The organism is Microcoleus sp. D2_18a_D3, assembly GCF_036702455.1.
In the GTDB taxonomy this organism is placed as follows: domain Bacteria; phylum Cyanobacteriota; class Cyanobacteriia; order Cyanobacteriales; family Microcoleaceae; genus Microcoleus.
The window spans coordinates 1-13,271 of the sequence record NZ_JAUBTK010000061.1 but is presented as its reverse complement, the minus strand read 5'-3'; the positions used below and the strand labels follow the sequence as shown (position 1 = coordinate 13,271).

Below are 13,271 nucleotides of genomic sequence, written 5' to 3'. Positions count from 1 at the left end.
GAACAGGCATCTTGCCTGTTCCTAAAAGGCTTATTGAAAATGGTGCAACATATTAGTTAAAGAGGACTTTTTTTTAGGGTTTAAACTGAAATCTTGCACCATTATCAATCAAGCCTGCTATAGGCGGAATCTCCTGCCCAACCCCCACTCCCCACAAGAAAAATCATTCTTTGTGAAACAGGCCCGAAAGCTTGTTAAGCGAGAATGGTGCAACATCTCAGACTAACCGGACATTGTGGCTGAACTCAAGAAACCGGGTTTCTGCGGTGGAAAACGTTTTAAGATTGTGCCAACCTATCCTAAGAAACTGTTTGGTGAACGAATTTAACTTTCCCTAAAGCCGTCTTCCTGCTGTCAAAGAGTTTCATCACGCCGGAGGAGATGGTGTCTATTACATCGGGAGAACAGTAAGACAGAAACTCTTCCGACGAAATATGACCGGCAAAAAACTCTTGAGCTTTCTTCAAAAAGTTTTCAGTTTCAGCAAAGCCGATAGATTTGATAATAAACGTAGCTACGGGAGAGTTTTTAATATCATAGGGAGATTCTTGATTTCGTCCTATTGCTAACAAATTTAAAACCTCTTTTTCCAACTGAGTTTCTAATGGGTAGGCGATCTGTTGGTTAGGCAAGTAATCCTCCAAAACCGAGGTTTTAAATCCTGGGGCGCGCAATTCTCCCATCATAGTTGAAAGCGGAATATCGCGACCTAAACGGTAGGAAAGAGCTTCTAAAATGGCGATGGTAATTAGCTTGATACCCAGATAAAGTTTAGCAACTTCGATATTTTTGCGAGTTCGGGCAATCAGGTTAGCGTAGGTTTCATCGTCCGGCTCTTGCATAAACTGCTGGAAAACCAGTTCGGGTTTGAGGAAGTTCAAAAATCCTTCCATTTTTTGCAGAGACCTGCGATATCCGGCAACAGTATAGGAATTAACATTGGTCAATTCGTGGTTAGTTTCTGGCATCAAATTCCAGGTATTGTCTAAGAAATTAGAGGAATTTCGAGAGGCAAAATTCTCGACATCTCTATTTGCTAACCTGACCGATCGCTTGACAATTTCTACGGTTTGGGCATCGCTCCATCCCAAGTTAAAATCGCGATTCGCACTTACCAAACGCTGGTGCAAAAGTTCGATCGCACTCAAACCGCTGGGCGAAACGGGACGAAAAGGAATAGTAGCTTCGATGCAAGCGGCGATTTCGGCGATCGTACTAGCTGGCAAAAAAGGCTCCAAAGATTTGGCAGCAATAACGGCACTCAAAAATTCGTTTTGGCCGCCAAACGGAGAGAGAGCCTTGCCGGGAATAAACCCAAAGACTGAGGCCACTAGGTGATACATGGCATCGTTGGGCAGTTCGGTTTCATCTCTAATAACTAACTGCGATCGCACTTCTTTGACAAAAGGACAAAGGGCGCTGCTAATATTGAAACTAACGCCCTGATCGACTTGCACGTACACGAGGTCGTGAAACAGCGCAGCCAGCACCTCGATCGGATCTACTGACCCCCCGACCTCAAAAATGTGTTCCGACGTGTGAAAGTAGCGCCAAGGCCCTCTCATCGTTTGAATAATTAGCTCAGCTATCTCCTCCAGCTTTGGAATGTCTACTCGACCTCCCAATTGCTCGATCGAGCTTACCAAGCAATCCAAGCACCGTTTTTGTTCTGCGAAAAGCTCCATTTACACACCTCCAGTGCATTCCCTGATTGTCTTGCGCTTGATTGAATGGTATCAAAACGCGCTGCGATCGTGCCATAATTCGTCACTCAAAAATTTCAAATTTTAGGGTGAAACAGAGAGAGGGGGCGAGAGAAAGAGGAAGAGCGAGGAAGAGCGAGGGAGAGCGAGGGAGAGAGAGAGCGAGAAATTAAATATTAAAAATTCTGCTGTTGTGGATCTTCGGGCAACTTGGGCGATCGGTATCAGAAATTACAGTAAAAATGACAAAAAGTGGGTAAAAACTTGATGAATTTTTGAGGAAATTATGAGGAATTTTTGACAAAAGCTGTGGGTGGGTGGCATTGACACCAGCTTCAAGCTGCGGTTGTATAAATACTGCGTGTAGCCTCAGAATAAGATTCGTAGACGTGCTGATAAACCTCTTGATATTTGGGCTGATACACTTCAGTTGACTAGCTTTCGGGCAGTTGGTCTAAAGCTTCCGCGATCGCCACTTTAACTGCTGCCTTGGTTTGCCGTCACCTCCCCCACTCTAACACTAACAGGACTTACGCAACTGTCACAAGTGATCCTGGCACCATGCAGCACAAAATCACACAATAAACATGGGAACATTGGGGCGTTTCAGTGGCTCAATTAAATAATTGGACAACATCAATCGAGCTTCAATACCCCCTTAATCCCTTAGTCCCCCTCTGCTGGGACTTCGTATGTTTAGAAGCGATTTCAATCTCCGAATCAACTGTTAGATCCCCAACTTTTTTAAGAAGTCGGGGATCGGGGGATTGTGTCTTTTGAGCCGCTGTTTACTGCATTCGATCGATCGTCCGATACTGCACCGCCTCCGCCACATGATTCGTTTTCAAGCTTTCATCCCCCGACAAATCAGCAATAGTTCTAGCAACCTTCAAAATGCGATCGCTAGCCCTCGCCGAAAGCCCCAATTTCCGAATCGCCATCTCCAATAAATTCCGAGAAGCCTCATCCAACTGACACCATTTGTTAATGTGACTGCTTTGCATCTCCGCATTACAGCGCAAACTAGATTCCGACTGAAAACGGCGAGTAGCGAGCTCTCGCGCCCGCTGCACCCTCACCCGCACCGGTTCTGACTCTTCCCCCGTCGGCTGTCGCGTAATTTCTTCCGGTTTCAAACGATTAACGGCCACTTGCAAATCAATCCGATCCATCAAAGGCCCCGAAAGTTTTGCCCAATATTGCTCCCTCTTTTGCGGCGAACAAGTACACTGTTGAATCGAATCGCCGTAATAACCGCAAGCGCAAGGATTTGTACTCGCAACTAAAGTGAATTGAGCCGGAAACATCACCGATTGTCTAGTTCGAGAAATCGTCACATAACCATCTTCCAGCGGTTGTCGCAAAAACTCCAAAACATCTCTTTTAAACTCAGTTAATTCATCCAAAAAAAGAATGCCGCGATGTGCTAAAGAAATTTCACCCGGACGCGGAAAACTGCCGCCACCTACCAAAGAAGGGCCAGATGCTGAATGGTGAGGACTGCGAAAAGGTCGATCGCCCACCAAGCTTCCCTTATCCTTCAACAACCCAGCCACCGAATGAATCTGAGTTACATCCAAAGCTTCATCAAACGTCAGCGGCGGCAAAATACCCGGCAAACGCCTCGCCAACATAGTCTTACCGCTCCCTGGCGGCCCCACAAAAATTAAATTGTGTCCCCCCGCCGCCGCAATTTCCAAAGCCCGCCGCGCGTGAATTTGCCCCTTTACATCCTTTAAATCTAGACCAGAAAACCTCGTTTTTGCTAACTCTTCTCGACCGTTTACTTCTACAGGCGAATAAACTTCAGGATTGTTCAAAAAATCAGTAACTGCAAAAATATTCTCAAAACCATAAACAGATATTCCGTGCACCAAAGCCGCTTCCTGCGCGTTACCAGCCGGTACAACCAACCCTGAAATACCCATTTTTTGAGCAGCAGCGGCGATCGGCAAAACCCCAGCCACAGGCCGCAAACTCCCATCTAAAGAAAGTTCCCCTAAAAACAAATAATCTCCCAAAAGTTGACCGCTGACTTGTTCCGATGCTGCTAAAATGCCAATGGCGATCGGCAAATCAAAACTCGGCCCCTCCTTCCGCAAATCCGCCGGAGTCAAATTAATCACAATACTCCGCATCGGAAAAGCATATCCCGAATTTTTTAGGGTAGCCTTAACCCTTTCTTTAGCTTCTTGCACCGCAGAATCTGGCAACCCCACAACCACGATTTTCGGTAGCCCCCCTGACACATCAGCCTCAACACCAACCTTTACCGCGTCAATTCCAACGATCGATGCACTCCAAACCCTAGCAAGCATTTTTCTTTATCCTTAATTTGCCTGTCCTTGATTCATCATCTATTATGATTAACAATGACTAATGAATATCGGGAGAGGCAAGAAAACTTTTCCTTGCCTCTTCTTTTTCTCCTCTTCCCTCTCTCCTGCTGCCTCTTCCCTCTTCCCACTTCCCCTTCTCCCTTCTCACTTGGGCCTTCCCTCTTCCCACTTCCCACTTGGGCCTTCTTCCCTCTTCCGCCTTCCGCCTTCTTCCTTCTTCCTTCTTCCTTCTTCCTTCGTTCGTTAACACCCATGACAACTCAAGAAACGCTTTTCAGCAAAATCATCCGCAAAGAGATTCCCGCAGACATCGTTTATGAAGACGACTTGGCCCTCGCGTTTAGAGATATCCATCCGCAAGCACCCGTCCACATCCTCGTCATTCCCAAACAGCCTATTGCCAAATTAGCCGATGCCGAATCGGGAGATCATGCTCTCATGGGACACTTGCTGCTGACTGTCAAGCGGGTAGCAGAACAACTCGGACTTAGCAACGGCTATCGCGTCGTCATTAATAGCGGCAGCGACGGCGGCCAAACTGTAGACCACCTGCACCTTCACATTCTCGGCGGACGGCAGATGAAGTGGCCCCCAGGCTAAAGCCTAATTTTTACGCAGAACTTGCGGACTCATCCTCAGAAACCCGGTTGATTTCTATTGCCCAGCGCTTCAGAAACCGGGTTTCTTTTTTCGTCAATAAACCCCGTGGATTGGAGATTATTGAGAATGCAGCCCGCACTAGAAACCCGCTTTTCACTATTCTCCCGATAAAAATTTCCCCTCGCAGAATCCACCGAGGATATGTAAATAAATATTAAAAATTATCTCTTCACGACCTAATTAACAAATATTTAAAGAGAAAGAGAATCGACCTGAACAAAAATAATTTGCTAAAGCTGCTGAACCCATTAACAGCTAATAGATTCAGTTCTTCAGGTCGCTATATTTAACCTGTTATGTGGGTAATATTGCTTTGTAAAAAACTACAAATATTTACCAAGAATCCAATTTTTGTAAATGTTTGTAAAATATTTAAATTGTCAGCAGTAATCCCTTGGCAAACTTTAGTGAATGGTGTTACTAATATAAGCGTGGGGCATCCCCACAACGAACCTTGAAAATTCAATTAAGCCATCATAAACCAAATGACAACAACCGTACAGCGTCGCGAAAGCGGCAACGTTTGGGAACGGTTCTGCGAGTGGGTAACTAGCACTGAAAACCGGATTTACATCGGTTGGTTCGGCGTCTTGATGATTCCTACCTTGCTGAGTGCCACCATCTGCTACATCATCGCCTTCATCGCTGCTCCTCCAGTAGACATCGACGGCATCCGCGAACCAGTTGCTGGTTCCTTGATGTACGGCAACAACATCATTACTGGTGCTGTTGTTCCTTCATCGAATGCGATCGGGCTTCACTTCTATCCCATCTGGGAAGCAGCTTCCCTCGATGAGTGGTTGTACAACGGCGGCCCCTACCAATTGGTAGTATTTCACTTCCTGATTGGCATTTTCTGCTACATGGGTCGTGAATGGGAACTGTCCTACCGCTTAGGTATGCGTCCTTGGATCTGCGTCGCTTACTCTGCACCAGTTGCAGCAGCCACCGCAGTATTCTTGATTTACCCGATCGGACAAGGCAGCTTTTCTGACGGTATGCCCTTGGGTATCTCCGGCACCTTCAACTTCATGATCGTGTTCCAAGCCGAGCACAACATCCTGATGCACCCCTTCCATATGTTGGGAGTTGCTGGTGTCTTCGGCGGTTCTTTGTTCTCCGCCATGCACGGTTCCTTGGTAACATCTTCCTTGGTTCGCGAAACAACCGAAACTGAATCTTTGAACTACGGTTACAAATTCGGTCAAGAAGAAGAAACCTACAACATCGTTGCAGCCCACGGCTACTTCGGTCGTTTGATTTTCCAATACGCGAGCTTTAACAACAGCCGTTCTCTGCACTTCTTGTTAGGTGCATGGCCAGTTGTCGGCATCTGGTTTACCGCTTTGGGTATTTCCACGATGGCCTTCAACTTGAACGGTTTCAACTTCAACCAATCGATTATCGACTCGCAAGGTCGCGTCATCAACACTTGGGCTGATGTCATCAACCGCGCTAACCTGGGTATGGAAGTAATGCACGAGCGCAACGCTCACAACTTCCCTCTCGACTTGGCCGCCGGTGAAGTCACCCCAGTAGCAATGGTTGCTCCTTCCATCAACGGCTAAATTTAGCTTTTGATTTAACAAAAAGCGCTCCTAGAAATAGGGGCGCTTTTTGTTTTGGCAAGTAGAATTTGAGAGATTTTTTTCTGTTAAATCCGTTAAATCCGTTAAATCCCATACACTGCGCCTTGCCGAACTTCCCGATCGATCTGATATATTGATTAAGAATTATTATTTTTGGCAATCATCAAAGTGGCGATATTTAACAGGCACAAATTTGAAAAACTCGTGGTTCATAAATCCAAAACATTAGCCTGGGCGATCGCACTTTTCAGCGGCATTTTGATGGCATTGACAACCGCACCAGTAAATGCTTGGCTATTGGCTTGGGTAGCATTAGCTCCCCTGTGGGTTTTGGTTGTTAGTTATGAAAAGCCAAAGCAAGAAGTAAAAAAACAAAAATTCTTCCTTCTTCCTTCTTCCTTCTTCCTTCTTCCTTCACTCTGGGGAATTGGCTATCACGGATTAGCTTTATCTTGGATTATGGGAATTCACCCGATGACTTGGTTGGGAGTTCCTTGGTGGCCGAGTTTGGCGATCGCACTTTTTTGCTGGGCATTCATCACCCTCTGGGGAGCCGCCTTAGTCGCCGTTTGGGCGTGGCTATTTGTAATTCTCAACTCCCTCACTTTACCCGGCCAAAATCCAATTCTTATTCTTAACTCCCCCCCTTTACAAGGGGGGGCTGGGGGGGGTTGCTCCGATCTTATTGTTCTTAACTCCCCCCCTTTACAAGGGGGGGCTGGGGGGGGTTGCTCTAAATTTTCAGCATTAACTCGCGTTTTAATTGGCACAGCTTTGTGGTGTGCCTTAGAAAGTATTTGGAGTACAGGTTCGCTGTGGTGGACATCACTATCTTACACGCAAAGCCCGCACAATTTAGCAATATTGCACCTCGGTCAACTCTCCGGGCCCAGCGCCGTAACAGCCGCTATTGTAGCAGTAAATGGCTTAATCGCCGAAGCTTTTATTGAAGGAAGAAGGAAGAAGGAAGAAGGAAGTTCGGCAACGGATTGTGTAACGGATGTAACGGATGTAACGGATGGATGGAAGCAGGAGAGAGTCCGAGGTAAGAAGGGAGAAGTCCGAGGGAAGAAGTGGGTTGCTTATATTTGGCCTGCGGGTTTATTTTTAGTTTTGCATATTGCAGGATGGAGCTTATACAATCGCCCTTTGAATCAAGAAGCTGCAACTGCTTTAAAAATTGGCATTATTCAAGGCAATATTCCTAACGAGATTAAGTTTGACTCAGGGGGTTGGCAGCGCGCTTTGGAAGGTTACACCACTGGATACAAACAGTTAGCAGACAGGAAAGTCGATGCTGTGTTAATTCCAGAGACGGCTTTGCCTTTTATCTGGACAAACGAGTATCAGCGTTCTACTCTTTCCTTTTACCAAGCTATTCTCGAACGCGGCGTTGTGGCTTGGGTGGGAGGCTTCGCCCAGCAAGATGATAGTATCACTAACAGCTTATTGGCGATCGATCGCACTGGAGAAATTGTCGGCCGCTACGATAAACTAAAGCTAGTGCCTTTAGGCGAATATATTCCTTTTTATGAAATCTTAGGCGGGATTATTAATCGGCTTTCTCCCTTAGATGCTCATTTAGTACCAGGCAATTCTAAACAAGTGTTTGATACGCCGTTTGGTCGCGCCCTTGTCGGAATTTGTTACGATTCGGCGTTTGCGGAAATTTTCCGATATCAGGCGGCGAAGGGAGGCGAATTTATGATCACCGCTTCCAACAATGCCCATTATAAACCGCCGATGTTGGATCAACATCATGCTCTAGATGTGATGCGGGCAATTGAGACGGATAGATGGGCAGTTATCGCAACTAATACGGGTTACTCTGCTTTTGTAAATCCTCGCGGCGAGACGGTTTGGAAGTCGGGAATTAATACCTATGAAGTCCGAGATGCTACTATTTATCGGCGGCAAACTCGGACTTTGTACGTGCGGTGGGGAGATTGGCTGACGCCTTTATTGTTAGTATTGGCGGGGTTAATGCGGTTAATTGTTAGAAATTAACCCGTAGGTTATACGATTGAGATTTTCGATACCAATCTCAAATCTCAAATCTAAAATTGTTAGTATTGGCGGGGTTAATTCGGTTGATTGTTAAAAAGTAACGTTAGTAAAGAGTTTTAGGGTGGGGCGGGGGCGGGTTTATTAAATCTGTTTGCACTGTGAGGATTATTGGTGAACCCGCCCCTACAGTTCACTAATGACTAATGACCAATGATTAATGAGTCTACTTATCTTTCACGTGTTCGTGAACGCTAGGAGATAAAGAAATTAAATCGTCGATATTGCGCTGCATGGTAGCACAAATATTGTTCAAAGGCAAATCATTGGCATCGTGTCCGAAGGGATTCTCTATTTCAATGCCGATTTCTTCGATGCCGAACAAAGTAAAACTAATTAAAGCCACAACTAAGCCGGTTCCCCAAGCCAAATCCTTCACCATTTGAAAGGGCAGTGCCAAACAGTAAAGCAACAATAGTTGTTTCAGGTGAATCGCGTAAGCCAAAGGGATAGGCGTCTTCAATATCCGCTCGCAGCCGCCTAATACATCAATCATAGAGTTGAGCAACTCATTCATACCAGTTAACTGATAGACATCGACGCAATTGCGCTCGTACTGCTCGTGGATATAATCCTCAATCCAAAAGGCAATTTCTAGGGGCGGATTGTTCATCGATTTGAGCTTTTGGTACTGCGCTGGCGACATTAACGGCTCCAATTCTGGATTTACTGCTTCTTGCCGCAAGTGCAGTTTCATCGCCACTGCAAAGGCAGGTAACAGGCGCAGGGCTGACTTTTTGAGTTCTATATCCTGCGGGTCTTTTTCCTCAATTGCTACCCAGATTTGGCGCGCCAAATTTCGGACGTTGTTGACTAAAGTTCCCCAAAATTTTCGACCTTCCCAAAATCTTTCGTAGGCTGTATTTGTCCGAAAAACTAACAGTAAACCCATGACAATACTCGGTACAATACTCGACAAAATTGGCATGGAAACGGGCAATTTAAAAAAGTGCAGCAGGGAAATAAAAACTCCAAAGCCACCGCACAGCAAAACGCGGGGCAAAATTGAGGGAATGACAGAGCCTCGAACCTGTAATGCAATTTTAAACCAAGGCGGTCGATCGCCACTCATGCAAGTCTCCTCATTAAATTAGTAGTCTGCGCCCTAGGGCTGGCAGCGCAAATGCCTGCTAAACTTAGTTCTTCGGCTCCCGCCAGTCGATTTGAGATTCGAGATTTTAGATTGACTCCACAGATAAATCTGGGGGGTTTGAACTTTGGTCTAAAATTTTTTGGTCTCCACGACTTCTGTCAGGGCTTGTATCCCTATTTGGGTGCGGTGAGAGCTTCCGAAAAAAGCTTTCCTACAAACAACCTTTGGATTTTACCCAAAAAACTCATCTTTACGCTCAATCTAAAACCTAAAATCTAAAATCTACAATTGATTGACGGAGGGACTTAATTCGGTAAGATTAATCATGTATCTTTAAACCTCAGCTTCCGTGCAAGAGCTACCGACATCTGTACCCCCGCATTTTCACCGATTGCCAAACCAACGGTGGCAAATTTATTCGCCTCAACCACAGCAAGCCGAACAGTTTGCCACTGAAATCGGTTTGTCGCCCTTGCTGGCACAGGTACTGATTAACCGGGGAATCGATTCGCTTAAAGAAGTCCAAGGGTTTATCGAACCGGAATCTCTGGTTTTGCCGGCGCCAATGGATGAGTTTCCCGATTTGGCTGCGAGTGTCAAACTGTTGCGGGAGGCAATTTCGGGAGGGCAAAAAATTGCGATTTGCGGCGACTACGATGCTGACGGGATGACGAGTACGGCTTTGTTGCTACGCGCTCTGAGGCTGCTGGGCGCGAATGTGGATTATGCTATTCCCAGCCGGATGCGAGAAGGTTATGGGATTAACGATCGCATTGTAGAAGAATTTCACTCCGAAGGTGTCGCTCTCATTCTCACGGTTGACAACGGAATTGCAGCTTACGGCCCGGTTGCCAGAGCGCGAGAACTCGGTGTCAAAGTTATTATTACAGACCACCACGACTTGCCGCCCAAACTGCCGCCGGCAGATGCTATTCTCAACCCGAAATTAATTGCGGAACCTTCGCCTTATCGCGGTTTGGCTGGCGTAGGCGTTGCTTATGTTTTGGCGATTACTTTGGCGATTGATATGCAGAAAGTTGGCGGGTTGGTGAATCCGCTGCTGGAGTTATTTACCTTGGGAACTATTGCGGATTTAGCGCCTTTGACAGGAGTTAATCGGCGCTGGGTAAAGCGTGGTTTGCGGCTGTTGCCTCACTCGCAATTGGCGGGGATTCAGGCTTTGATTCAGGTGGCAGGAGTGCAGCCGGGAAGTGCTGAAAATCCCTCAATTCTCAACTCAAAACTCAAGGGCGGGCACGGGGGCACCGCCCCTACGACTCAAAATTCGTTAAAGCCTGAAGATATTGGTTTTAGGCTCGGACCCCGGATTAATGCTGTGGGGCGGCTGGCTGACCCTCAAATTGTGATAGAGTTGCTGACTACGGACGATCGCGAATTGGCTCTCAAAAACGCGATGCAGTGCGAACAAATTAATCAGCGCAGGCAGGAGTTGTGCCAAGAAATTGAGCAGGAAGCCATTGCTTGGTGTGAGAATAGTGCGATCGACTTGCAGCAAGAACGAGTTTTAGTTGTCGTGCAACCGGGTTGGCACCACGGGGTGATAGGGATTGTAGCTTCTCGGTTGGTGGAACGCTACGGCGTACCCGTTTTTATAGGTACTTTTGAGGATGAGGCTGTAGGGGCGGTGCCCCCGTGCCCGCCCGCTAAAATTGTCCGGGGTTCGGCGAGGGGAATTCCTGAGTTTAATGTATTTGACGGGCTGAATTTTTGCGCGGATTTATTAACTAAATTTGGCGGACACAAAGCGGCTGGCGGTTTTTCTATGCCGGCCCAGAATCTCGACCAATTCCGCAATCAACTGTCAATTTTTGCCAATCAATGTTTGCAGCCGGAACACCTAAAACCGCTGGTTTCAGTAGATGTGCAGGCAAATTTGGCAGAGATTAATCTCGACCTTTACCGACAAATTGATGCTCTAGAACCTTGCGGGATTGAAAATAAGGCTCCTGTATTTTGGACGCCTAATGTTTGCATAACAGAACAGAAAATTGTGGGTAAAGGAGGTCACGTTAAACTAACTGCAACTCAAGATGGAAATGTATCGGCTAGTGTGAAGGCGATTGCTTGGCGTTGGGGCGAATATTTTCCTTTGCCTCGGCGGGTTGATATTGCTTACCGATTGCGGGAAAATAGTTTTAATGGCAAGACATCGGTTGAGTTAGAATTGTTGGGCGTTCGGCTACCGGCAAATGCTGCTACTTCGAGGCCGCCGAGGTTCGGAAAAGTTGAGTTTGATTACTGCGATCGCACTTATTCTTGCAGTCTGTCTCCAGCCGGATCGATCGAGGAATTGAGAATTCGCAACTCTCAAGGGCAAGTTTTGGCTGTTGCACCCGGACAAAACATCGGTTTGTTAGGCAACTCCCGCAAAGATGCTAGAGAAGTGGATGTATCTCTACCTTTTTTTGAAAATTTGATTCAAACTGCTAAACACGCCCTGGGTATTTGATAACTCGGTATTTGATAACAAAGCTCGTGCTACTGGGAAAATTGGCGATCGAGCGTTGTGAATTTTGAATAATTTAAAACTCAAAACTCCCAACTCTCGATCGCCCCGGAGCGTGCTATAATTACAGGTCGCCGCCTCTAGCTGCCAAGAGAAAAATCACGATCGGGCCAGAAAGCACGACGGCGGCGAGTAAAGCTACCTGAACAATGAGTTGGTAGTCTACACCACCCATACCACTGAAAAGATCGGTTATAAAGTCCATTTGTCCTCCTGACTGTAGTGATTAAGTCTAGATTGTTGAATTAGAAAATCCGCTTCTGATTTTACCGGGCGATCGACCATATTTTTTAAGGAACTTTACAAAATTCAACAAAATTTGACATCCTCACGCCCGCTAAAGCCACGGTGATTCCAAACATCACTGTTTGGGCTTCCTCTTTCTGCGACCCGACTTACTTGAAGGAGTTTCCTCACTCAAACAGAGGTCGATGTCTCCAGAGGCGTTATAGGTTCCCGTGTGCCCCACGGTACGCAATCCCAGTTCTAATATATTTCGCGCAGCATTCCAATCGCGGTCTAAAACAAATCCACAATGCGGACAAATATGTGTTCTTTGACTTAGCGATTTCTTCACAACCTTTTCGCAATTAGAACAATTTTGGCTAGTGTAGTGCGGTGCGACGGCAACAGTAGCTACTCCAAACACTTTGCCAAAATATTCAATCCAATTCCTAAAAGCTGTCCAAGCGGCATCAGATATAGACTTGGACAGCTTTTTGTTTTTGACCATGTTACGCACCGACAAGTCTTCGTAAGCTACCAAGTCGTTGGACTGGACTACGCACCTTGCTAATTTCACAGCAAAGTCTTTACGCCGCCTACTTACCTTGAGGTGTTTTCTGCTTAATCGATTCCGCGCCGCTTCTCTGTTCTTAGAACCTTTCTGGGTTCTGGAAAGTCTGCGATTAAGCTTTTTGAGTGACCGCTCTGACTTTCTTAAATGACGCGGGTTCTCGACGGTATTACCATCCGAGTCTGTGTAGAAATGGGTCAATCCTACGTCTAAACCAATGGTTCGTCCCGTAGGCTCTCGCTGTTCATTCCGTTCAGCATCAATACAGAATTGCACGTAGTACCCGTCGGCTCGACGCACTACGCGCACTCGTTTGATTTGACTTCGCTGGTAGAAATGCAAGTCGCGAGTTCCCCACAACTTAAATCTTCCTGCTTTGAAGCCGTCGCTAAAGTTTATGCTTCTGAGATCTTCTGAAAGCTTCCATCCACAGGTTTTGTATTCAACAGAATCGCGGGTTTCATGCTTTTTGAAACGTGGAAATCCTTTCTTTCCCGGTT

The 13,271-nt window shown here is 46.4% G+C and carries 10 protein-coding genes; 4 read left to right on the top strand and 6 right to left on the bottom strand.

Annotated elements, in window-relative coordinates; genetic code table 11:
• Positions 1–299: 299 nt before the first annotated feature.
• From QUB06_RS23945 to QUB06_RS23935, 3 genes are all read right to left on the bottom strand, one after another.
• Positions 300–1,685 carry a hypothetical protein gene (locus QUB06_RS23945; protein ID WP_333437404.1) on the bottom strand — a complete coding sequence of 462 codons (1,386 nt, stop codon included), beginning with the start codon at positions 1,683–1,685 and terminating at the stop codon, positions 300–302.
• An 806-nt stretch (positions 1,686–2,491) separates the two neighbouring features.
• Positions 2,492–4,021: a YifB family Mg chelatase-like AAA ATPase gene (locus tag QUB06_RS23940; RefSeq protein WP_333437403.1), complete on the bottom strand. Its 1,530-nt coding sequence runs from the start codon at positions 4,019–4,021 to the stop codon at positions 2,492–2,494.
• Positions 4,022–4,079: 58 nt separating this feature from the next.
• Entirely contained in the window at positions 4,080–4,292 is a 213-nt protein-coding gene (locus QUB06_RS23935; protein WP_333437402.1) for a hypothetical protein, read from the bottom strand.
• A gap of 2 nt (positions 4,293–4,294) precedes the next feature.
• Between QUB06_RS23935 and QUB06_RS23930 the strand changes: the two genes are divergently transcribed.
• The 3 genes from QUB06_RS23930 (at position 4,295) to lnt (ending at position 8,298) form a co-directional block, all read left to right on the top strand.
• A complete protein-coding gene (locus QUB06_RS23930) occupies positions 4,295–4,642 on the top strand; it encodes a histidine triad nucleotide-binding protein (protein WP_006631073.1) in 348 nt (115 codons plus the stop codon).
• Between the two features lie 545 nt (positions 4,643–5,187).
• Positions 5,188–6,270, top strand: coding sequence for a photosystem II q(b) protein (gene psbA, locus QUB06_RS23925; protein WP_333437401.1), 1,083 nt, complete (start codon positions 5,188–5,190; stop codon positions 6,268–6,270).
• Positions 6,271–6,459: 189 nt separating this feature from the next.
• Positions 6,460–8,298, top strand: coding sequence for an apolipoprotein N-acyltransferase (gene lnt, locus QUB06_RS23920; RefSeq protein WP_445251416.1), 1,839 nt, complete (start codon positions 6,460–6,462; stop codon positions 8,296–8,298).
• A 223-nt stretch (positions 8,299–8,521) separates the two neighbouring features.
• On the opposite strand, the gene QUB06_RS23915 is transcribed toward lnt, so the two are convergent.
• Positions 8,522–9,427 (bottom strand): bestrophin family ion channel, encoded by a 906-nt coding sequence (locus QUB06_RS23915; protein ID WP_333437400.1) that lies wholly within the window; start codon positions 9,425–9,427, stop codon positions 8,522–8,524.
• A 370-nt stretch (positions 9,428–9,797) separates the two neighbouring features.
• Between QUB06_RS23915 and QUB06_RS23910 the strand changes: the two genes are divergently transcribed.
• On the top strand, positions 9,798–11,918 hold the full coding sequence (locus QUB06_RS23910; protein ID WP_333437399.1) for a DHH family phosphoesterase: 2,121 nt from the start codon (positions 9,798–9,800) through the stop codon (positions 11,916–11,918).
• 121 nt (positions 11,919–12,039) lie between these two features.
• On the opposite strand, the gene psb30 is transcribed toward QUB06_RS23910, so the two are convergent.
• Both psb30 and QUB06_RS23900 read right to left on the bottom strand, forming a co-directional pair.
• Complete coding sequence (gene psb30 / locus QUB06_RS23905) at positions 12,040–12,180, bottom strand: photosystem II reaction center protein Ycf12/Psb30 (protein WP_333437398.1); 141 nt, start codon at positions 12,178–12,180, stop codon at positions 12,040–12,042.
• Between the two features lie 156 nt (positions 12,181–12,336).
• The coding region (locus QUB06_RS23900) for a transposase (RefSeq protein WP_333437397.1) at positions 12,337–13,271 on the bottom strand (935 nt) is incomplete at its 5' end.